The following is a 23,520-nucleotide window of genomic DNA, read 5'->3' as shown; positions in this document are numbered from 1 at the left end:
CAACAAACAACAATCAACAATCAACAATCAACAATCAACAATCAACAATTATGTTGAAAATTTGGCTGCACCAGGGGCAGATTCGCTTTTTGCGATACTTCGCGAGCATACTGCTGCATCGTCACAATTGTGAAGCGATCGGACATTAAATTAAGCACTTGACTGAGGATTTCTATTTTCTTTGCCGAGGGCAGTTTCATCGCCGGGAAAAATGCCAACTCTGGGGCATCATCATAACCAAGAAAATCCAAAGGATGAAGCAATAAAGACGGTTGCACTCCGGTTAAGCGGCATAACAACATGGCTATCCGAAAATAAAGTAAGGCTAACCCCGTTGAAAATTGACTGAGATAGAGAATATAGCTGACATGAATCGGCACTTTAAAAATGGGCATGGTAGTTACAGGAATTTCCACAATTTCCCCGGCATCCAGATGCCAATGATAGGGTTTTAAGGGTCGAAATCCTTCGGCGAGACTGCCAAATAATGCTTTGCGTTTGCGTTGTTCTTCCGGGTCTAATTTGGTGGTGAGGAAATAATAAGCCCGGGCAAGCGGGCCGAGAAAAGTGGGGAAAGTTGAGGCATCATATTCATAGCCTTGTCTTTTCAAAACCTGTAAAGTGTTTTGGGAAATACTGAAACCAGGGCCGCGAAATCCAATGGGACGTTTGCCCGTGACTTGCTTAATCTGCTGTTGGGCTATGACAATTTCTTGTTCAATTTCTGCCTCGGAATAAAGATGTAACCACGGTTCGTGATTAAAGGAATGATTGCCAATTTCATGGCCTGCATCGGCGATCGCTTTTAGGGCTTGGTGGTTTTTTTCTAATGCCGCATCTTGACCGACAATAAAGACAGTAATGGTCTGATTTCTGGCTTTGAGAAATTCCAGGAACCGAGGCACAACAATATCCAAGTAGGAGGGGAAAGTTTCCCAACCGCGATCGCCGTGAGTTTTCATATATGACCATTTGTTATCCAGGTCTAGGGATAAGCTGGCGTAGGGTTTGTTATTTTGTTGCTTATTTTTATTTTTGTTCATGGTTTTAATCTCAGGAATGGGGTTTCTCTTCGTAATTTTTGCCTCCTCACCCAGATCCAGATTTGGTGAAAACACCCGCTTTTTGGTCGTTTTTGCTTTGGATGAAGTCATGCCAAGATAGACCCAACCGGGTGGCGAGGAAAAATCCGATCGCGGTGAGACTGAAGAACATGAGAATTCTCAGGGTGATGGCAAAAGCCACGATCGCATCTGGGGGAATGGCGTAGAGTCCCAGTCCGAATCTGATGGCGGCTTCAAATGGGCCTAAGTAACCGGGGGACGAGGGAATGGCGATCGCTAATGCCACAACCCCTTGGACGAACAAAGCCCCCATTGGGCCGGGGGTATTAATGCCAAAGGCCAACATCAGGAACCAGTAGGTCATGCCGGTCATGCCCCAAATACAGAAACTCTCCATCACCGCCATAATGCCCCGTTGAGGATAGCGGAGGGCTTCGAGTCCACTGAGTAGACTGCGGACGATCGCCTCAATTCGGGGGGCATGGCGACCCAGACCGAAGACTCGGCTAACTTTGCCAACGAATTCCGCGATCGCCAAAGGCCATCTAGCGGCGGATAAGAACATTACACAGGCGATCGCTAACACCAGCGCGATCCAGCCAACGGGCAAAGAGGAGAAATTTCCCGGTTGTACGGCCCCAAGGTGACTAGCTTGGGTCACGGACAACAGGGCAATTAATAATAAGAGAAAGGCGACCACCGCATCCAGCAACCGTTCGGCGAAGATGCTTCCCAGGGCTGCCCCCAAAGGAACGCCGCCAAATCGGTGCAGAATTAAAGAACGAATCACCTCTCCCGCATGGGCTGGGAGAATAGCATTACCGGCAAAGCCAATGAACACCGCAGATTGACGGATTTTAAAGGACCCTGGGTCGTGGTGTGCCCCCAGCAAGGTGCCCCAACGTCTTGCCCGAATGGAAAAGGAACTGATAAAGGTGATTAACCCCAGCAGCACCCATTCTCCTTGGGATTGTTGCACCGCTTGCCATACCACCCCTGGGGATACACCCCGTAATGCCCAGACTAAAAAGACAATGGTGATGATTAGACCCAATAGTCCGTATAGCCAGCGACGAACGGAAGTCTCTCTTTTTTTCAGGGAATCTTGTTTTTCTTTCATATCAGTTCCCCTTGTTTAAAGCTTGAAAGCTTGGTTGCGCCGGATCTGCTTTTGCCGTGTTTCGCCAGACAAAATCCACACTGGGAAGTCGCCAACCAGGGACTTGGGTGCGATCGAGATGCCATCCCAATCCGTGATAAAACAGTTTGGCGGGAGTATTGTCCGCGTCAACGATCGCTCGAATTTGGCAAATTCCTGCCTCTTGAATCTGGCTTACAGCCCGGTTGAAAAGATCCTGGGAAATTTGTAAACCAGATTGTCTAATAAATTTTGGATTTCGGTAAGCAGGCAGTACCCCAAAAGAAAGCAGTTCTCCCTCCAGTGCTTCTGCTTCACCAGTAGGGGTCAATGGCCATTGACCCCTACTCCTCATAATTTGCCATGCTTCCCAAATCGCCGCCAGTCGCTTAGGTTCCCGCAGCACCGAAGTGCCAATGATCCAGATTAATCGCCACCAATGGCGTCGGAGGCCAATTCTCATAAACCGGGCTGAGTCTGGTGTGGCGACGATAAATCCGGCGGGTTGACCGTCGATATAGGCCACGGCACCACAAATTAAACCCTCGCGGGGCAATATATGATAGTAAAATTGCTCCATAAATCCCTTACCCAATAAGACAATTGGGCTACTGGGGATTAGCTCTTGATGCAGTCGAGCGAGAACTTGCACGGGTGCAGGGGTGTTTCGATCAAAGGGAACAAGTTGGTAAGAGATACTCATTAACGCCTCTCCTGTCCGTCGCGGACACTAAGCATACTGGCTACCAGACGAATTAGATCCGGGTCTTGGGGCAGGGGATCGTGGCCGACGCGACCTTGAAATAAGTAGTTGCCGGGACTGGTTTCTTGCACCGGGACTCCCGCAGGGATGGGGATGGGCAGTCCTCCAGCCCCATCAATTACGGCACTATTTTCTGGTTTAATCCAACCATCGGGTTCAATTCGCACGGAGAGATATAAAATCTCTCGGTCTGTGTCTGGGGGAATGGTTTTGACTTCTGGGGAATCAACTCCCAGTCCGAAGGGAGTTTCATCAATCGGGGCGCTGGGGGTGCCATTGAGTGCCACCTGCAAGGGACTGTCCTCCGCAGAAGTGGCAAAGGCTGGACACATTTGTTGATTCCCTGCTCCGGAATAACCGCAGAGGGCATTGGTGCCATGATTAGCCCCGGCAAGGGAAATCCAAGTGCGTACCCGTTCTGGATGCAGTTTGGCGATGTACCAGCGACTGCTTACCGCCCCCATACTGTGCGCTACGATATCCACCTTCACGGGTATCGGTTCGATATTTTTTGGGACGTTAGATTTTTGTTTGGCGGCATCTCTGGCGGCTGCCTGGGCTTTGGCCAACATCGACTCCACCGCAGGGGCAATGAAGGTTTCGGCGGCGCGATCGTTTGCCCCATCATTGGGCTGGATCTCCACGGCGTAAAGATATGCCGATGGATAACCAATTTCTTGCAGATGTTTGATCATGGGCTGCCATGTGCTTGAACTTAAGCCGGAACCGTGGACAAATAGCACCGGGGTACGAGAATAGTCAGGAAAGTCGTTAGTCGATTTCGGGGTTGGGGAATACCCCTTTGCCCCCGCTTCAAAGGGAGGGGAAATGTTGGCTTTGGAAGCACAGCCGAGGATCGTGCTGAGAATACAGGCGATCGCTATCCGTAGGGTGGGCAAAATTTTGCCCACCCTACCCTCGGTTGAGGCTTGGATTTGATTCATGGGATTCATAAACGACTCCTGATTGGTTTTGCCGGATTTCCCGCTACAACGGTATAAGGTTCTACGGCCTTGGTGACAACCGCCCCCGCCCCAACCACACTCCCTTGACCGATATCGTTCATCACCACTGCATTGGCCCCGATCCAGCAGTCATCGCCAATTTGAATTCGCCGTAGTTGGCCACCTTGTAAGGCGATGGGAATGTCGGTGCGATCGAAATTGTGATAGCGGGAACCACTCAAAAGTTGGCAACCGTCGGCAATCAAAACATAAGACCCAATATCGCAATAATGAATCGTAATATGGTTGCCAATATTGACATTGCTGCCGATTTTAATATTGCGATAAGTCAATATTGTGCCAAAGCCGATCGCCACATTTTTCCCACACCAGGTTAAAGTCCAGCGGTAGAACTCATATCGGATAATTACCCCGAATAAATAAGGGACAATTGCTAATAATTCAGAAACCGTGCGAAAGATAAAATCCGATTTTCGAGATAACCAGGCTAAAGGTAATACTAATGGCCAAGAAAGTATCCCGGCAATTTTCATCGCTATACGGAGATTTTTGGGCTGGGAAAACTGGTGATATTCCACTGGGGTATAGCGATCGCTGACAATTGGTTCAACCAGTTTCAATGTCCCTCCTCATTTTCTTAAACCGTTCGCTATGCATCCAATCATTTGCCAAAACGACTTTTTGGGGAATTTTAAATTTAGGCATTGTTTTTTGACAAAAACTCCACATTCGTTTTCTAAATTCTGGGAGGCTTTCATTGGTACTTAGTTTAACTTTGGCCTTAACAATTTGCCCGGTAATTGGGTTTTTTTCCGCGCAAACGGCCACATCGTCCACTCCGTCCATTAACTGAAGAACACTTTCGACTTCTGCGGGGTAAACTTTTTCCCCACCCACATTAATCATTTCTGATTTTCGGCCTAAAAATCTAATATATTCTCCGTCAACTTCTACCGCATCACCAGTTTTTAACCAGCCATCTTCCGTAAAAGGACTCGGTGCATTCATGTAGCCCAACATGGCGGATTTTGCTTTAATTTCTAGCTGACCATCCACGATGCGAGTTTCAAATCCTTCGCCCCCAACTTTTACCCACAAAGAATCAGAAGATTTTGACTTTGATCGCATAATGCCAATTTCTGATAATCCATAGGTTTGTAATAATCTAACATTGGGAAATAGTTGGTTAAATCGTTTTAAGGTGGTTTCTGCCATGACTTCCGTGCCATAAGTCACCAGCTTAAGACTAGAAATATCATAGCGTTTGTAGGCTTCACTCAACAAGATTAAATTGATAAAAGTGGGTGAAGTAGGTAATAATTCCAGCTTGTATTTTTCAATGGCTTGGCAAACTACATCCGGCGACCTATCTTCAATACTAACCACTAATCCCCCATTGGCTAAACTATAAAATAAGGTATTAATTCCGCCGATATGATCGAAGAGTAAAAAAGTCAGGGTGCGTAAAAATTGGCGTGGTTCTTTAAATTTTTCTAACAGCGGCACAAAATCATGGACGGTCGCTTTACTTTTTCCCGTAGAACCGGAGGAAAAGAGAATCAGTCCCGGTCTGCTTTGCTGTTTCAGTTTTAGCAAAAGTTCGTGAGTGGCAGTGATGGGCGTTTCCTCAATTTCCACTGCTTCTAAATCACTGACTTTAATGATTGTTTCTACCTCAGCAATTTCCCGAAATTCCGCTTTTTTCATGTCTACAGAACTACTCAGGGGAACAATGATGCAGTTCTGTTCGATTAAAACTAACAACAAGGCGATCGCGTTGGGCGAAAAATCTGCTTCCAAGCTGACCACTAACCCTTCAATTCCCCTAAGTTTTTCGCGCCAATCGGCGATCGCATTTAATAGCCAATCGTAGGAAAATAGCTGGTTTCGCCAGACGATTGCCTCTTGTTCTCGGTGGCGATTAAATATGTCAAGTAAAAAGTCAATATACACTTAAAAACCTCCATAATTTTTGGTTAAATTAATTTATTTCAAACATCCTTATGACTTACGCAACGACTCTATAAGTAGGTGAACATAATTAATTTCACTTTTCTTTCCCCGCCGATAGGCTGTGGATTCCCGCCTTCGCGGGAATGACAGTTTTTTTCTCATTGGGTCTGTGGTTATTTCTGCCCGTCTACTTATATGGGATATTGGTACGTTACGCTTTGCGCTTTCACACCCTACCGACCTCATGCGTAATTCCTGATTCAGCCATTCGGTGTTTGACCGGAATTTTGGTAATTTTTTCTGATTTATAGGCAAGGGTTACGCAACTTATGCCTTTAATTTTAGCGGCAATTTCCCTGACGCGATCGATTAAGTGCATTAGTAACATTTCATTACCATGAATTCCCACCGCAGAATAGTCTTCTCGCACCACGATATGCAAAATCGCCATATTGTCAGGATTTTCGCGCATATAAGCAATCATCCCCAGCAATTGCCGATCGGCTTTTTGACCATTCAGGGCAAATAATGCTTGCACCATTGAGAAAGAACCCACCCCAATTCTCAGGCGATCGCCATCCCGGTAAATTTTCGGTTGACCATAGCGTTCTACCGCTGAAATTACCTCATTTCTGACTTTTTCTTGTTGGGGGTTGAAAAACATCAGCTTTTCTAAATCATCATAATAATCACTATTCAGCACCGAGGAAAAAATGATTTTACTCATCTTCAGCTTCTCCAGTAATTAACAATGAGAAACCGTTAAATAATCAATGATTATCTCAAAAATTAGACGCCCCCTAAAAACAGATTTTGACCTGTAACTAAGCCACTTTCTTTTTTGAGATAAAAGTCAATCACATTAGCCACATCTTCACAGGTTCCCAAACGGTGAATCGCTTGTTTGGCAAGTAACTGGTCAATTTTTTCTTTCGGGACAGCCCGAATTAAATCCGTCTCAATGGGTACGGGACCCACGGAATTAACCGTAATGCCAAATTCCGCAAATTCTCTGGCTAAAACTTCCGTTAAAGAAAGCACTGCTGCTTTTGATGCTACATAAATTGCTTCTCCTGCTAATTTCAGGGGTACGGCGATCGTGGTGAAATTCACGATGCGACCATACTTATTTTTTTTCATTAATTTAGCCGCTTCTCGACAAAAGAGAAAAGTGCCGACCACATTCGTATCTAACAGTTTGTGAACTGTGGAAACGGGAGTGAGCAAAGAATGATTCATAGAAGCCATTCCCGCATTATTAATTAAATGATCTAGCCGACCATAAGTTTGGCGTAAATCGGCAAAAATTGCCTGAACCGCTTTTTCATCCGCAACATCCGCGACGTAATGAATATAACCGTCTAATTTCCAATCGATTTCCCCGCGACTGCAACCAATGACATGATGTCCTTGGGCGACATAGTGTTCGGCTAAAAATTTGCCAATTCCTTTGCGAGTTCCGGTAATCAAAGTAATCGGATGATCCATATTATTTACGTTTCCGTAGGAATTAAACTACTGGCATATTCAGCTAGAGAACTGATATTACGATAGGGGCTGTGCTTTTGGGACATGGCTTTTTCATCCGCGAGACTCACAGTAACTCCATATTTATCGGCGATCGCTTCTTCCACCGCGACCACCAGGGAGACCAGTCCCAAGGAATCAAATAAGCCGTGCTTACCAAACAGCGGAGTATTTTCGTCTAAATTATCAGAAATTTCTATATCTTGTTCCTCGGCAATGTCCCGAACATTGGCCAAAATTAGGGAGACAATTTCCGAAGTTATAGTAGATTTCTCCAATGTGGTCAAGGGTTGATTACTCATGGATTACTCCTTTTCGGGTGAGTCGGTGAACTGCGATCGCCTTGCCGACGAATCGCTGAAAATTTCTATATCCCTATGAAAAACCCGATTCATCTAGCTGTGTTGCCAGTTTGGCATTATGTTACAAAAATTTACTTTTTTTGCAATTTGGTACTTGACTGACTCAAGCGATCGCGATTTTTCAATTGCCATAGCCCAGGCAGGTCGCTGGGTTGAATTTTAATTATTTTTGAGCTAATAATTATTTAAGTGACCATAATCTTAACTTATTTACAGATGCCAATTTTCCATCACTAGAGGCTTCAAATTTAGCAATTAATCCTGGAGAGGGATAAAATAAAAGTAAATCGCTATTCCCATAGTCTACGGTGCTGGTATCAGAAATATTTGCGTCAGTTTTTTCAGGGTTAAACATATGAAGAGTTTTGGGAGTAAACAACTGCAATTTTAACTTTGATTTGTCCAATTTATGATAGTAAATTAAATTCCAGATTACCCACAATTTCGTGTCGCTGATTACAACTGGATTTTGATATTGATTTATTTGCTCCACAATTTCAGTATAGTCATTGCCAACCTCCTTATTCCACCAAGTTTTTGACGGCAGACTAATCGCCCCAGATAAAATTCCTGATGAAATCAATCCTAATAAAATAATATGACAGAGCCTTTGAGGGATTTTTTTCTGACTTAGTTGGTAGGATAAAAAATCCGCTATGGATATTTCTATACCCATAACAACCGGAAACAAATATCTTTTGTTGGTTAGTAGAACTCCAGAAGTTGAATTTAAATCTCTGAACACTGTCACCAGTAAGATAAACCAGGTAAAAATTACCAAAAAGGCGGAAATTTTTAGAGGATTTTTACAAATAGTCACCCAAAAAGCATAGCAGATAAATGCCAAGACGAGGGAATTTAAGATCAGCATCACAGAAATTTTCAGAACCGAGTCTGAATAGCCAGAGCCGAAATCGATAATAATTCTAGGCAGAATCCCGATTAAGCGCTTGGCTATAACAAAGATAGAAGCCCCGGGTTGCTCTCGATAATACTCTTGAAATTTTAGGATCAATAAAATCCAGGGAGAAAACGCCAACATCCCCCCAACAGATGCTATCAAATAAGCCATCAAGATTTTACTCAGTCGAAACCGTTCTAAGATCAGAAGATAAATTCCATGCCCGACGGCCACAAATACAGAAAATAGATGTGTGTATAGACTGGCAGTCAAAGCGATCGCATATATGCCCCAATTGAGCGGTTTATTAATCCTGATGGCTCGGAGTAAACAGGCACTAGAAAGTAAAATTGTCACTGCCCATAAGATATATGGTCTCGCTTCTTGGGCGTATAAAACTTGATAAGGACATACAGCGGTAAGGGCGATCGCAATCCATCCGACTAATGATGAATTAAACAATTCCCAACATAGCCAATAGATCGCTGGAAATACGAATAAACTAATCACAGCAGAAAGCGCTCTTATAGCGGCGATCGAGTCACCAAAAACTCCCACCCAACAGCGCACCAGGGCAAAGTACAGTGGTGGCATCAAAGGAGTATCTTTTGCTAGAGCATTCACGGTATCAATGACGTTATTTCCCGGAAAAATACCCTGATATTTTTGGAAGTCTTCAACTTGAATAATTTCCCCGGTAAAAAGACTGGCCATTAACTCCGTTGATGTATGACCAGAAATCCACAGAGAAGTAAAAGCTTCATCGCCCCAATAAATTTTTTGCTCCAGGTTAGCAAATCTAAAAAAAATGCCGATTGCTAAAGCGGAGATAATGATAAATCTTAGCCATTTAGGGTTAATTTGGCAATGATTATTTAAAAAAATATTCATTGTTTTCATAGTTATCCTCGGTCTAAAATCAGACCAAATTTTATTTATAAAAATCGCATTTTTTGTTTATTGTGTTGAAAATTGCCTTGATTTTTTATGACGAATGTATCTAGAAAATATATCCGTTTATTAGGATATAAATCTCACCCATACTTCAGACAGGGGTAAAGTAAGACAATATTTTTGATTCACTTTAGGATATATTATTTTTCTGGCTTAGAGATGTAACATTCCATAAAAAATTTACATTTTTTACAGATTCAACAGCCCAATTATGAGTATTTTTTAATTTATTAATCAACTCCTTAGATGGCCAGAATAAAAATATTTTTTGATTTTCATCGTCCCTGGCTGTATTCTTCCCAGTAACTCTTGATTTCATGTTAATGTTTTGAGCAAAGTCAAACATTTCTAGGGTTTCGGGGGTAAACAATTGAAACTGTAGATTTGAAGTATCCAAGTTAGGATAGTAAATTAAATTCCACATCGCCCATAAGTAACTATCACTAATAATGAGGGCATTTTGAGATTGATTTATCTTCTCGACAATTCGAGGATATTGAATTGGGATTGGCTTATTCCACCAAGTTTCGGCTGGCAAGCTAACGGCAGAAGATAATATACCTGATGCAATTAATGATACGAAAACAATTCGGTATTTTTTATGATTTGTTTGATTGCCTTGAAGCCAAATATATATCAAATAAGCCACAGATATTTGTACATATAAAATAACCGGAAACAAATATCTTGGACTGGTTAGAAGCACTTGAGATACTTTGATTAAATCCCTCAAAACGGCTAGAGGCAGGATTGGCAGACTCGACAGAAGCACAAAACCCCATATTTTCACAGGATTATGAAAAATTAAAAACCAAAAGCTATAACCAATTAGTATAATAATAATACTGCTCATTATCGTCATTATAATAAGTGTTATAACTGAGTCTGAATAATCCGATCCGAAATCGATAAAGCATCGAGTAAACAAACCGATTAAGCGCTTGGATAAAGTAAAAATAGAAGCACCAGAACTATCTGGATAATACTGTTGAAATTTTATGATGCATAAAAACCAAGGGAAAAATAAGAGGACTGCTGCCAAAGAAGATAGCAAATAGTTGATCGATATTTTATTCAAGCGAAACCGGTGAATTATGAGAAGATAAATTCCCTGCCCGACGGCCACAAATACAGAAAATAGATGCGTGTATAGACTGGCAGTCAAAGCGATCGCATATATGCCCCAATTGAGCGGTTTATTAATCCTGATGGCTCGGAGTAAACAGGCACTAGAAAGTAAAATTGTCACTGCCCATAAGATATATGGTCTCGCTTCTTGGGCGTATAAAACTTGATAAGGACATACAGCGGTAAGGGCGATCACAATCCATCCGACTAATGATGAATTAAACAATTCCCAACATAGCCAATAGATCGCTGGAAATACGAATAAACTAATCACAGCAGAAAGCGCTCTTATAGCGGCGATCGAGTCACCAAAAACTCCCACCCAACAGCGCACCAGGGCAAAGTACAGTGGTGGCATCAAAGGAGTATCTTTTGCTAGAGCATTCACGGTATCAATGACGTTATTTCCCGGAAAAATACCCTGATATTTTTGGAAGTCTTCAACTTGAATAATTTCCCCGGTAAAAAGACTGGCCATTAACTCCGTTGATGTATGACCAGAAATCCACAGAGAAGTAAAAGCTTCATCGCCCCAGTAAATTTTTTGCTCCAGGTTAGCAAACCTAAAAAAAATGCCGATCGCTAAAACTACAACTAATAAAAACTTAAATGAATTAGGCAAAAATTGCCAATTTTCATTAGTCGTTAATCTGATTTTTATCGTGTTTTTCATATAAAACTACCGATTTTTTTAGCTAAGGATAAAATTGTTAATTTTTCAGGGATTGTGATTGATCTTAGTCGGGAGCGATCGGTTAAATTTTCTTCTTAAGACGAGGGCAAAGTTTTAAGCCAGTGTAAAGACAGAACAGACCACTGTCAAATCTAGGTACGGTAGTTTTTTGTTGAATGGTAAAATATTTCAGCAAAGTAGGAATTAATGATTGACGGCGATCGCCATAGTCATTTTTCGCACTTTTTCCCGTAAGAAGTTTTAATCCGATATCCACAATTTTTGAAGCACCTGGAGTCACAACAACTAGAGAACCTCCCGGCTTGAGAACTCGCTGCATTTCCTGAGAAGCTGCATCTAAATTATCAATAAATTCAAGACTGCTAACGGCCACTAAACAGTCAAAAAAATTATTTTTAAATGGGAGTAATGTGGCACTACCCGAATAAAGTTTTGCTGAAATATTAAATTCGGCCAAAACTTTATTCACTGATGCTTGTTTTTGGTGAATATCAATTCCGTACAGTTCCCGACAGCGATCGCTTAATTCAGGCATAAAGACACCACTGCCATAACCGACTTCTAAAAGTCGATTGACCCTTTCTTTGGCCAACAAAGATATAATCAGATTAAATCTTTGACGTTGAATCCAGCCTAAAATAGGTCGATAGTTCCAATCAGCATGATCGACGGCACCAGTTTTTAACAAGGTCTCTGGTGGTAAAAGTTTTATGGAAGATAGCTGGTTCATATATTCACCTCCTTGTGGTGGTTTTCAAGGTTAAATAGGCAGAGTAAAAAGCTGTTGACTTACTTTTTCCGCAAGCTGAATGGTTTCATTCACATTCAATGTGCCGTTGAGAATATGCGCGGTGTTGATAATATGTAATCCGGGGATAGAGGTGTTAATTTGCGGCAACATTTCTGAGTAATTTAGGGTAGAAATTGCCAGGACATACCGGACTTTCGAGACTTGGAAACAGAGGATGTCCCTGGGGTCAAACTCCGGATACATCCTTTGCAGACCTTGAATGAATTTTGCTTTAATTTCTGAATCAGATAAAGCAAAATCCGGGTCGTTTTGGGTGACATATTTCGGCAGGTAAACCAAAGCATTGCCGTGGAAGTTTTGGAGATCGACTAAGGCGGACATTTCAATTACCCCGGTAAAGGGAACCCAGTCCTCAGTAATGTTGGTGACATAGAAGTCAGATAAAGGCTTCTTCAATAGCAGAGAAGCACAAATAATTCCCTGATATTGAATGGCTTTGAGTCGATTGATTTCATCAGCGGTTAAGTCCGGGCAAATTTGCGCGGCAATTGGGGCAGCGCAGGTGACAATTACGCGATCGCACCTTGCTTCATGCCCATTGTCAAACTGAATCTTGATGCCTTGGTTAAATCGCTCAATTCTTGTCACCCGATGACCGAGTTCTATCTTAACATTTTCTGCCGCTAAAACTTGGGCAAAGCGATCGATAATTTTGGCATATCCACCGGGAACATAGCCAAACATTTCTTTTTTCAATCCGGTACGACGGGCCGCATATAGTCGGGCAATAATTGCCCAAATAAAGGAAGCAGACGCGATTTTATAGTTCTCTCCCAGCTTCGATCGCAGTAGGGGCAACCAAATTTTCTCAAACACCGACTTGCCCGACCAGCGGATTAGCCAATCACTCACAGATATTTTTTCTAGTTTTTGCCAATTTTTAATTTTTGACCCATAGAGAATGGTTAAAGCAAAGCGGATTTTACCGAGTAACCCTAGGGGAAAATCTCGAAGAAATTCGATACTATTAGAAATCGAATATAACTTGCCATTGGTATATAAGCCGGTGCGAGTTTCCACCCATTGCATTTCGGCGGCTAAACCCAGTTCATCTAACAGATTTTTTAAATAAGTATCTGACAACAAGGTGACATGATAATGGCGATCCCAAACTAAATCACCCAGTTGCCAAGCACTTGCCAATCCACCTAAATAATTGGCACTTTCAAATAAGGTGACATTTTTGCCTTGTTGCACCAGACGATGGGCTAAAGTCATGCCCAGCATCCCACCACCGATAATTGCCCAACTTTCTGTTTTGGGATGTTCTATCTGGGGATTTTTTATGGTAGATGATAAATTGCGATCGCTCATCGGTTATGCTCCTACTTTTCCGGTCTTGTAATCATTTCAAACGGGAGGAGTAAGTTCTGTCACCACTTGATGTTTTACAGAGTATTTTAATCCGCAAACAGAACAAGTAACCTCGTCAAATTGTTCTGTTTCATGGGTGAAACGAAGCAAAGGTTCTCCACAGCGACACACGCAACCAATGGACTTCGCTGGATGGCCAATTGCCAGATGAAAATCCGGGATTGATTTAGTCACCAAAGACCCCATGCCAATCATCGCAAAACGACCAATTTCCAGGTTATTACCAATGGTACAACCGGCACCAATGGTTGCTCCTTCTTTGACCAGAGTTGGCAAAGTATGGTCATCGGGATCGGAGGTTCTTAACTGTTTTAAATCTGAAGTGGTGGCTCTGGGAAAGCGGTCATTAGTAAAGGTAGTTGAGGCTGAAATCATCACTCCATCTTCTATGGTGACAGCGGTGCAAATATAGACAAAAGCGTTTATTTTCACGCGATCGCCAATCGTCACCCCATAAGCAATATAACTTTTTTCCCCAATAATACATTCTTCGCCAATTTGAGTGGAGTGACGAATATGCACATTGTCCCAGATAGATGTTTTTTCGCCAATTGTCACCCCTAATTCAATGTTGGCTGTGGGATGAATTTTAACCGTCATATCAAAACCTCATGGGTTACTCAAGGATAATTTTTTTCTGATTTTTATCCAAACAATAATTACGCTTTAGGATTGATGGTTGATCCATCAGATATGGTGGGTATTTACCCCTAGGGAATGTTGGTGGGCATAGCCCACCATAAACAGGTGAAAATTAAGCTGCTGATTGCAAGCGATCGATTCTGAATTTAATATTTTCTTGATGTCCGACTTTTGTCCACTTGCTGTTTTCTAGTGCTGCATAAGCGGCTTCAATTACTTCTACAGATGCCAGAGCATCTTCGTGATTAATTAACAGATTTTCTTCATCTTTAATGCCTTTAGCAAAATTTTCAATTTGACTGCGGAATGCCTGTACTTTGTCGTAGCCATTGCCAAATTTAATCCAATCTTTACTATAACTTTGACGGTATTTAGATTCTTGCCAGCCGACAGAAATTGTTCCTTGAGAACCGTAAATTCGGATATAGTAATCGAGTTCTTTGTTGATACTCCAAGAAAGATCGATATTGCCGACAACACCGCTGACACTTTTAGCAAAGATACGCACCGTATCTTCAACTGGCAAACCTTGAATTCGTTTGGCTTCGACTACCTGTACTTCTGCCAATCTTCCGAGGAAATAGCGCATAATATCAATGGAGTGAGTGCCGTTATCAATTAACACCCCGCCCCCAGAAATTTCTGGTTTGGCATTCCAACGAGATGACATATCAACCCGCGAGGTAAAAGCATTTTCAAATAAGACAATTTCCCCTAAAATTCCCGAAGATACAATGCTTTTTGCTTTGATGACATCTTCGACGTAGCGGAATTTTGAAGCCATTGTGAGTTTTACTCCGGCTTTTTGCGCTGCATCCACCATTCTCCGAGCACTTGCAAGGTCAATACTCAGGGGTTTTTCGCACAAAACAGGAATCTGACTTTCTAAAAAATGTATGGCAATTGCCTCATGGGTGACAGGAGGGGTGCAGATAATTACTGCGTCGAGTTCTGACGCTTCACCCATTGCTTGATATGATTCGTAACTGGGGCATCCTAATCTTTCGCCGAGGGCTTGGGCAGCTTCGGTTCTCAGATCGGCAACTCCCACAAGTTCAGCGGTTTCACTGGCTTCAAATGCTTGAGCATAAGCTTGGGCGATCGCCCCTGCCCCAACCAGTCCAAATTTAGTTTTTGTCGTCATAATGATTAACCTGTTTTTTATTAAAAATTTATGCTGAGTTGCTAATAGCTAATCGAGATTAATTTGTTGAAAACTATCGGCGATTAGCCCGGTTTTTTTGGGGCAAACCATTCCGGAATTTAAGATGCTTAACGATCACTTAATCGCCGCAATGCTTCGCCCCGATTATACTGGGATGAGCCCCTTGGCTATTGGTGAAATAACTAACCTTAATTAGCGATTTACCAGTAATTCCACCGCGTTGAGAATTTCGCTGGCAATATAGTCAACATGATCGTTGGTGTAACGCTCGTTCCAAGGTAATACGAGCACGCTTTCTAATCCGGCAAAAGTACCGGCAAATCGGGCGCGATCGTAGTCAACGGCTTCGGGTCGGGCTAAGGTAAAGGGATAGCGAGAATTCCCAAAGGTGCGTTGTTTTTGGAAAATTTCGCACATAAAAGCAGGTTTCTGGATATATCGAGGCGCTGAGAAAATGCCTTTTTCTTTTAGTAGTTTCGCTAATCCTACGGGGCCATTGGGAATGACTTCACTGTCAACCCGTAGACAATATTTCCAGTAAGTGTGAATGTTACGCGGATCAGCCCAAGGGGTTTCAATTCCGGCAATATCTTGCAATTTTTCTGTCAGTTTGTTGGCGGTGGTGATGCGACTGGAAATCACTCCATCTAATTTCTTGAGTTGGGCAACCGCAACAGCCCCTTGTAATTCGCTGATGCGATAATTTAGGGCTAAAAAGTAGTGGTCTGGATTTGGATCTCCGTAACCCCAAGCTTTGTTGATAAATAAGTACATCCGACGGGCTAAAGCGTCATCGTTGGTGACAACAAATCCACCTTCCCCAGTAGTAATATGTTTACCTTGTTGTAAACTGAAACAACCAATGGTTCCCAGAGTGCCAACGTGCTGATGATTATGTTTGGCACCGTAAGCCTGAGCACAGTCTTCAATCACGGGAATATTGCGAGATTTCGCGAGTTCAATAATCTCGCTCATGTTGCAAGGATTGCCGAATAAATGAGTGACGATGATGGCTTTGGTGCGATCGCTCAAACAAGGTTCAATGGTTTCTGCGGTCACATTCCAAGTTTTCGGATCAACATCGGCAAAAACGGGAATTGCTCCTTGATAAATAATCGGAGTTAAGCCTCCCATATCGGTGATGGAAGTGGTGACAATTTCATCTCCGGGTTCTGGATCGATCGCCGCTACCGCTACATGAATGGCTGCGGTTCCAGAGGCACAAGCGTAAGCGTGTTTTACCCCCAGGCGATCGGCAAATTTTTGTTCTAATTCTTTAACAAAATTTCCTTTGGTGCTGGTCAAAGTTCCACTGCGGATCGCCTCAGCGACCAAGGCGATTTCTTCATCGCCCAGGGTTCTACCAGAAGCTTCTTGATCGGAAGGTAATGTGATAGTTTTTTGTTTGGTAATTTCTGCAACCATGATGTCAAACTCCTAGGTTTTAAATCGGTGTAAATTAATTTGATTGCTTTTTGATTTTTTTGATTATTAAAAAAAGTATAAAAAATCCGTTGAATCAATCGGCAATAGCCAACTTAATTTTTGGCTGGGTTTTGCTAAATTGACAGATTTTTTAGACTCAACAGCGATCGCCATTGATGGGAACGCCAGATATTTCTATGAAACACTATTTTTCTAAATCCGTGTTGCCAAATTGGCATATTTTTGGAAAACCTTTGGGAAAAACCCGTTATTTTAAAAAAAACCAGCTTCCTGGTATTCAAGTCAGCCAAAAAAACCGGCTTGTTGAAGAAACCGGGTTAGTGATGTTCTGGGACTTTTTTAATGTTTTTTATTCAATTCTTGCTTATTTTGCTTATTTAATTTATAAATCGCTGTTCCTAGGTAAAACATTTCTTCAAAATTGCTTTTGGTTTGCATGGAAATAATTCCCAAGCTTACTAACTGAATTGCCAACATCAAAGTCATGCCACCAATAATAAAGGTGTGCGGCGCCTGGTGAAAAGCCCCAGCGACCGCATCGGAAAAGCGATCCAGAAACCAATCAGCCGGTAAGTTTTGATAATTGGTAAAAGTATGAATGAGTACCCAAGCATTCGCTAAACAAGAAAAGCCAAACAAGAATAAGCCTGGAATTAAGAAAAATATCACAGGTCGAGAAATAAATCCAGAGAATAAAACCGACCAAATTTGCCGCCAAATCCTCATGCTAGATCGTCTTTTCGGCTTCTTCACGGTGCGCTCCACTCGCCAGTTTAAGTGAGCCGGGATCTCTTCAATTCTCGCTCGTAAAATTCTGGCTTTATAGATAATTTCTGGATTGATATCCATGCTCATGGAACGCAAATTTAGCGATCGCAAAAACTGCCCATCATAAGCTCGCACCATGCCGGTGACTGTGGCTAATTCTCCCTTAGAAGTCGCGGATAAAAATCGGTTAGCCCAGATACTTAATTTTTTCCTAGCCCAAGGAACATTAGAAATATTTCCTCCTTCTATATAAGGAGAAGCTACGACAATTTTCGCCAGAGTTTCTCGCATTTTGCTGAGAAGTCTTTCGATATGTTCTGGAGCATAACTCAGATCCAAATCGATGACGACAACATAATCCCCATGACAGTAATTAAAGCCAAATTTAAGGGCTTGGCCGAGTCCGAAATTGGTGATATGATGTAAAACATACACATTTTCTCTGGTACTTGCAAAGGCTTCCGCCAGTTCTCCGGTCTCATCCAAACTGCCATCATTAATCACCACAATTTCCCAGTCATAGGTATCCTGGAGAGATTCCATATACTCGCAGAGAATAGTGAGATTTTGTTCCACGATCGCCGCTTCGTTGTACCCAGGCACAATTAATGAAACTAGGGGTTTTTGTTTTTGTGGATCTCTCCACCAATTGGTTTTATATGATTGAATGAGCGGTGATTGACTTGGGGGTTTAATCGAAGGATTTGTCACGGGATATGGGAGAGATTTTAACATAATTTCACCTGTTTCAATCTATATAGATAGCAATCTTGAGATGATGCAACAGTTCGCTGCACTGCCCTGCGACTTCCGTAGTCAGAAAAACCGGGTTTTTGCTCATTTTTTCTGACCTGATGAGCCAAAACTCAATGAACAGCCCGGTTTTTAATGCCCTGAAAACCAAGCCTTGACCTGGATTGTGAAATAAGTACGTCTTTCTCAGTCTATGAAACCCTCGAATCAGGAGATTATGTTGCCAAATTGGCAACTCGTTACAAAATTTTACAGATTTATTAGACAATTCTGGCAAAATTCTGGATCGATCCTCCCAACCCCCCGATCTTCGGGGAGATGAGCGAGAATTCTGCCAGAATTGTCTATTATTTAGGGGGCATTGATCAATTCTGTGAGTGTAGTGGCAATTCGTGAATTGCCACTCGTGAATTGCCACTACGACCCATAATTTTAGTCTGGACGCGCTACTAAGACGCGCTACTAAATTTATGGTTAATGCTCTTGCCACCGTTGCCATGCACTGTCAACAATCTTGCCAATCAATTGCGGGTAAGACAGACCAGCAAGATCCGCCATAATTGGCAAATCTGAACGGATATGGTTTAGCCCTGGCAATGGATTAACCTCTAGAAAATGCCAAACCCCTCTGGCATCACAGCGCAAATCAACGCGGGCGGTGTCCCGGCAACCCAGCGCATGGTAGACATTTAAAGCCAGTTGGTTGGCCTGTGCTGCCACTGGTTCTTCATCAGTGACGAGACGATAAGATACCCGTTCTAGATATTCGCCTTTATTCAGGGCGGTATATCCTACCGCGTCGGCTTTGTCAGTAAAGATGACTTCCATGACAGCCAGCACCCCCGCAGTGCTGCCATTGCCGACAATACCCACAGTGACTTCCCTGCCGGGGAGAAAAGTTTCTACGAGTACCGGCTGGTGAAATTGTGCCAGCAATTCTTCGCAGGCTGGGACTAACGCTTCTTGGTCGTTGATGAAAGAATGGCTGGTGACACCTTTGGAACTGCCCTCGGCCAAGGGTTTGAGGAACAGGGGCAGGGGTAAGGATAATGTGCTTGCCTCTTCGGGGGTATTCACTATTTCAAATTCTGGGGTGGGCAAACCGCGATCGCGCACTACCCGCTTGGCCAAAGCCTTATCCAAGGCCAGGGCACAAGTCAGGGGATCCGAGAATGTATAAGGTTGATTAAATAATTCACAGACTGCGGGGACTTGCGCTTCACGGGAACGACCCCAAACCCCTTCGGCCAGATTGAAAATCAAATCCCAGCGATCGCCTGCAACTAGCCTCCGCGCTAGTTCTCTGCCATTGCCGATCCGTTCAACATTATGACCCAAATGGCTTAAAGCATCTTCCAGACCAATGATCGTTTCTTCATCGTCAAATTCCATCACCTCGATCGCACTGAAACCTGCTTTAAGATAGTCTTCCTTCAGGTCGTAACACAAACCAATCAAAAGCTTCATGGTTACTCCACTGGATCTATATAAGTGTAGAGATGGCCTTCCCAATTCCGTACAATGGTTTGGCTGTTTTCGTAAGCCATTACGGTTTCCGGGAAAATGGGGACTTTGCCCCCACCACCCGGTGCATCGATCACGAATGTGGGCACTGCATACCCCGTCGTATGACCCCGCAGTTGAGAGATCAAATCAATCCCGGTTTGCACCGTCGTCCGTAGGTGTGCGGTGCCCACAACCGGGTCACATTGGTAGAGGTAGTAGGGGCGTACACGCAGTTTGAGTAGACCGTGAAACAGATTTTTCAGTGCGGCTACGGAATCATTCACCCCTTTCAGCAGAACCGTTTGACTGCCCAGAGGAATGCCACCATCAGCCAGTAAATCGCAAGCTGTGGCGACTTCAGCGGTTAGTTCTTTCCGATGACAAAAGTGCAAGGAAAGCCACACGCGATGCTTCCGCAAAACGGAAACAAGGGACGGGGTAATCCGTTGGGGTAAGAAACTGGGAACGCGGGAACCGATCCGCACAAATTCAATATGTTCGATCGCCCGCAACTGTCCCAGCAAGTTGTCCAAAACTTCATCAGACATCAGCAGCGGATCCCCCCCAGAAATCAGCACATCCCGGACTTCAGTATGTTCTTGCAAGTAAGCAACTATGACATCGATCCGCCGTGTCAGGGGATACATCTCCCCTTGGCTGACTAAGCGCGATCGCGTGCAGTAACGGCAGTAAGCCGCGCAAGAGTCCAAAGCCAGCAGTAACACGCGATCGGGATAACGGTGTACCAGTCCAGGCACCACGCTATCATTATCCTCACCGCAGGGATCGGCCATATCTCCTAAACTGGTGACTAATTCTTCTTCTCGTGGCACTACCTGCAAGCGAATTGGGCAAAGGGGATTATCAGGGTCAATTAACTCGGCAAAATGCGGCGTTACGGCCACCGCAAACTTATCCCGCGCTTTTTCTAGCCCTCGTTCCTCTGATGGAGTGAGCTTTAGCAACTGCTGAAAATGTTCTAATTTAGTCAGCCGGTGACGCATTTGCCAGCGCCAATCTTTCCATTGTTCTGGGTCTAAGGATGTCCCAAGAATATGGCAAATTTCCTCACGCCTGGATTTTGCTATCAGAGGTTGATCAACTACGGTGTTTGATTCCATGATTGGTGGTTTTTAGCTAAGTTTTGACTAGCTCAGGTTTTTTGTTTCGGGAGTCAGATTCAAGCCAAAAAGCTTACCAGTCCAAAAAAGCCAGAAAATTTGAGACGTTTCTGCGCTTTACTGAACTTTTTGTCTGTATTTTTTAGCACGGAAGCCACCCGTACAGGTAAAACGGCAAACACCTCCAGAGCGTTGGGAAACTTTTTGAAAAAGTCCGGCAGCAGATAATTTTTTCATTATATTTCATTATATTCAATGGATCTGTCGATCGCCCGGTTAAAATCACTGTTAATTAACATTCCCTTACCAAAACATAATCAAAGACTTGCGGAAACATCCCCTTGATGCTATATCGCCTAAAAAACTAATTAGACTTCTTGCTTTCCCAGGCTAAAAAGCCGATTGGAGCGCTTATCGGGGGTTTGGGGGGATCAACGTCGGGTAGGGGCAGGTTTCAAACTCGCCCCTACTTTGTTGTCTACTATACTGCTGTATGCCAGAGATCAGCATTCAGGTATCAAAAATCAGCTATCAGCTTGGATGCTTCAGGAATCAGCTTTCAGCCCCTACATTGGTCGCTGACCGTTGCCCTTCTGACGGCTTACTGTCAGAGTAAAATCAGATTGAATTAACCAAGCTAATTGATATTTAAAAAATAAATTTTTAAATATTTTAGCTTAAAAGTTTGATAACAGTTTTCTTGAAATAAGAGGGTTATCAATGGTTTATTTTCTTGAGTTTCATATCAAATAAAAACTATAAATTAGTTCGTATATTTATGAGGTACAAAGGTAAAATCTGTCATTCCCGCCTTCGCGGGAATCTATATCCTTATGTACCTCAGCAAACAGAGAAAACAGACAAAGCCGATATAGAAAAATTGTGCGATCAATGTGAGGAGAATTTTTCCATATCGATCGCGACTCGTGAGTTAATTTCCAGGGTTACAGCGTCGTTACTAAGTAATCCCTGTAAGTTTTCACCGATCGCCTTTGAATCAAAATGTTTCAATGCCGCGATCGCATGAAGTCTGACGGTTTCATTGTCATCAGCTAACAGTTCTTTCAGGGGTTCAATGGCGATCGCCTGTCCTAATTGTCCCAACCCTACGGCGATCGCCTGCTTAATTTTGGGCTGTTCGATCGCCGGGTTTGAAGTTTCCGACTTGAGGAAATTAATCAAAATATGCGCCGCTTTTGGTTGCAAAACCGAAGATTCTACTCGGCCCAAACTGCTAATTATTGAAGACCATACTGCGGAGGACAAAGGCAGGGTTAAAGCTTCTTCTAAATAGTCTAATGCCTTGGGATGAGACATCCAGCCTAAACCATTAACCACTGTCACCGTTAAAGGAATTGGGGTGTGTGGAGATTTTATCACTGCAAATAAAGCATCGGCAGCGGATTCATTGCCAATCCGCATCAAGGCGATCGCCGCTTGTTGACAGACTTCTAAGTTAAAATCCCAGAGGCGATCGCGCAACAAATCCACTAAATTCTCTGGCAACATATCAGCAGAAGAACGCATAGAAAATAAACCCAAACCAATCACCGCTTCCAGTCTCACCGTGGCCATCAAATCCGACAATGCAGTCACTAATATTGGGGGAATTCGGGCATCATCAAAATTACTTAAAGCCGCGATCGCTGCTTTGCGGATTAAAGAGTCTGAATCATCGACCACCGTTAACAATGGGGCAATAATTTCCGGTCGATGAATTTTCGCCAAAGCCCGAACCGCAAAAAGTCGTGATGAATCATTTTTTAATAGGGTTTCTAATCCCTGAATTGCATTTGGGCCAATATTAGCCAAAGCCTCTGCTGCCACCAAGCAGAGTTCTTCATCACTGTCGCTATCCACCAAATCAATTAACCCTTGGACGACTTCCGGGCGATCGAACTGACCCAGAATTTGTCCGGCAAACCACCGCAATTCTATTTCCGCCTCTTCATCCTGCAAAATTTCTATTAAAGGGGCGATCGCCGCATTGCCTAGATTGGGAAAAATTTTAACCACTTCCCAGCGGGCTTGAAAATCACCAAATTCTAGGACTTGCAAGGCTAAATCTAGCATAGTGGGAAATAGCTGACGGTCTTGTGGGGCTTTTGGTGAATTCAGTTTGGTTTCATGTTTTTTAATCTGATTTGAGGCGATCGCTGGTTTTTTGCGAGCATCTTTTCCCGCATCTTTTTCAGATTGTAACAATTGATGCAGACATTGGGTCACAAATGACCAGTTATTTTGCTTCGCCGCAATTTGGGCTTGTTCAGTCAGGTTTTGATTGGTTAAAGACATTATAGTGATCAATTTTTAGGATATTTTAGGGTATTTTAGGATATTTTCAATCAGAGATGATTGGCAGCAAATTTTTTGAAGTTTATCTAGAGATCAACCGCCTGGTAAGTCATGTAAATTTTGCATAATATAGCTATGATTTGTGAACTTTTGAGATTCCCATCTCCCCTTTTGGGAGCTTATCCTTACT

Annotated in this window: 19 protein-coding genes and 1 pseudogene; all 20 read right to left on the bottom strand. The window is 43.1% G+C overall.

Translation table 11 applies throughout. The features are described 5' to 3' along the window. Positions 1–41: 41 nt before the first annotated feature. The 20 genes and pseudogenes from ABWT76_RS01325 to ABWT76_RS01230 all read right to left on the bottom strand — a co-directional run bounded on the left by ABWT76_RS01325 (position 42) and on the right by ABWT76_RS01230 (position 23,330). A complete protein-coding gene (locus ABWT76_RS01325) occupies positions 42–1,043 on the bottom strand; it encodes a polysaccharide deacetylase family protein (protein ID WP_354635511.1) in 1,002 nt (333 codons plus the stop codon). A 46-nt stretch (positions 1,044–1,089) separates the two neighbouring features. Further along, positions 1,090–2,184 (bottom strand): lysylphosphatidylglycerol synthase transmembrane domain-containing protein, encoded by a 1,095-nt coding sequence (locus tag ABWT76_RS01320; RefSeq protein ID WP_354635510.1) that lies wholly within the window; start codon positions 2,182–2,184, stop codon positions 1,090–1,092. A 1-nt stretch (position 2,185) separates the two neighbouring features. Then, a complete protein-coding gene (locus tag ABWT76_RS01315; RefSeq protein ID WP_054465156.1) occupies positions 2,186–2,905 on the bottom strand; it encodes an N-acetyltransferase in 720 nt (239 codons plus the stop codon). Further along, the gene (locus ABWT76_RS01310; protein WP_354635509.1) at positions 2,905–3,918 is read right to left on the bottom strand and encodes an alpha/beta fold hydrolase; all 1,014 of its coding nucleotides are present in this window, start codon (positions 3,916–3,918) and stop codon (positions 2,905–2,907) included. Before ABWT76_RS01310 ends, ABWT76_RS01315 begins: the two co-directional genes overlap by 1 nt. Positions 3,919–3,920: 2 nt before the next feature. Then, positions 3,921–4,070 (bottom strand): annotated as a pseudogene (locus tag ABWT76_RS30625) (DapH/DapD/GlmU-related protein); the annotation flags it as partial. A 466-nt stretch (positions 4,071–4,536) separates the two neighbouring features. Continuing rightward, positions 4,537–5,883 (bottom strand): fatty acid--CoA ligase family protein, encoded by a 1,347-nt coding sequence (locus tag ABWT76_RS01300; RefSeq protein WP_354635508.1) that lies wholly within the window; start codon positions 5,881–5,883, stop codon positions 4,537–4,539. A 226-nt stretch (positions 5,884–6,109) separates the two neighbouring features. Then, positions 6,110–6,610 carry a hypothetical protein gene (locus ABWT76_RS01295; RefSeq protein WP_354635507.1) on the bottom strand — a complete coding sequence of 167 codons (501 nt, stop codon included), beginning with the start codon at positions 6,608–6,610 and terminating at the stop codon, positions 6,110–6,112. A gap of 62 nt (positions 6,611–6,672) precedes the next feature. Then, positions 6,673–7,371: an SDR family NAD(P)-dependent oxidoreductase gene (locus tag ABWT76_RS01290; RefSeq protein ID WP_054465161.1), complete on the bottom strand. Its 699-nt coding sequence runs from the start codon at positions 7,369–7,371 to the stop codon at positions 6,673–6,675. A 5-nt stretch (positions 7,372–7,376) separates the two neighbouring features. Further along, complete coding sequence (locus tag ABWT76_RS01285) at positions 7,377–7,712, bottom strand: acyl carrier protein (RefSeq protein WP_054465162.1); 336 nt, start codon at positions 7,710–7,712, stop codon at positions 7,377–7,379. A gap of 241 nt (positions 7,713–7,953) precedes the next feature. Continuing rightward, positions 7,954–9,573, bottom strand: a complete 1,620-nt coding sequence (locus tag ABWT76_RS01280; RefSeq protein WP_354635505.1) for a glycosyltransferase family 39 protein — start codon at positions 9,571–9,573, stop codon at positions 7,954–7,956. Between the two features lie 184 nt (positions 9,574–9,757). Further along, entirely contained in the window at positions 9,758–11,428 is a 1,671-nt protein-coding gene (locus ABWT76_RS01275) for a glycosyltransferase family 39 protein (protein WP_054465164.1), read from the bottom strand. Between the two features lie 82 nt (positions 11,429–11,510). Beyond that, complete coding sequence (locus ABWT76_RS01270) at positions 11,511–12,179, bottom strand: class I SAM-dependent methyltransferase (RefSeq protein WP_054465165.1); 669 nt, start codon at positions 12,177–12,179, stop codon at positions 11,511–11,513. A 30-nt stretch (positions 12,180–12,209) separates the two neighbouring features. Beyond that, the gene (locus ABWT76_RS01265; protein ID WP_072160678.1) at positions 12,210–13,574 is read right to left on the bottom strand and encodes an NAD(P)/FAD-dependent oxidoreductase; all 1,365 of its coding nucleotides are present in this window, start codon (positions 13,572–13,574) and stop codon (positions 12,210–12,212) included. Positions 13,575–13,610: 36 nt separating this feature from the next. After that, positions 13,611–14,234, bottom strand: coding sequence for an acyltransferase (locus ABWT76_RS01260; protein ID WP_054465166.1), 624 nt, complete (start codon positions 14,232–14,234; stop codon positions 13,611–13,613). A 154-nt stretch (positions 14,235–14,388) separates the two neighbouring features. Continuing rightward, complete coding sequence (locus ABWT76_RS01255) at positions 14,389–15,420, bottom strand: Gfo/Idh/MocA family protein (protein WP_054465167.1); 1,032 nt, start codon at positions 15,418–15,420, stop codon at positions 14,389–14,391. A gap of 213 nt (positions 15,421–15,633) precedes the next feature. After that, a complete protein-coding gene (locus tag ABWT76_RS01250; protein WP_054465168.1) occupies positions 15,634–16,866 on the bottom strand; it encodes a DegT/DnrJ/EryC1/StrS aminotransferase family protein in 1,233 nt (410 codons plus the stop codon). Positions 16,867–17,226: 360 nt separating this feature from the next. Beyond that, a complete protein-coding gene (locus ABWT76_RS01245; RefSeq protein ID WP_082348758.1) occupies positions 17,227–18,390 on the bottom strand; it encodes a glycosyltransferase family 2 protein in 1,164 nt (387 codons plus the stop codon). Positions 18,391–18,882: 492 nt separating this feature from the next. After that, positions 18,883–19,875, bottom strand: coding sequence for an ATP-grasp domain-containing protein (locus ABWT76_RS01240; protein WP_054465170.1), 993 nt, complete (start codon positions 19,873–19,875; stop codon positions 18,883–18,885). A 2-nt stretch (positions 19,876–19,877) separates the two neighbouring features. After that, positions 19,878–21,035 carry a KamA family radical SAM protein gene (locus ABWT76_RS01235; RefSeq protein ID WP_054465171.1) on the bottom strand — a complete coding sequence of 386 codons (1,158 nt, stop codon included), beginning with the start codon at positions 21,033–21,035 and terminating at the stop codon, positions 19,878–19,880. Positions 21,036–21,923: 888 nt separating this feature from the next. Then, positions 21,924–23,330 (bottom strand): HEAT repeat domain-containing protein, encoded by a 1,407-nt coding sequence (locus ABWT76_RS01230; RefSeq protein WP_190878075.1) that lies wholly within the window; start codon positions 23,328–23,330, stop codon positions 21,924–21,926. Positions 23,331–23,520 lie beyond the last annotated feature (190 nt).

Source organism: Planktothricoides raciborskii GIHE-MW2, assembly GCF_040564635.1.
GTDB lineage: Bacteria > Cyanobacteriota > Cyanobacteriia > Cyanobacteriales > Laspinemataceae > Planktothricoides > Planktothricoides raciborskii.
The sequence above is the reverse complement of the archived record's forward strand: the minus strand, read 5'-3'. Positions and strand labels throughout refer to the sequence as shown.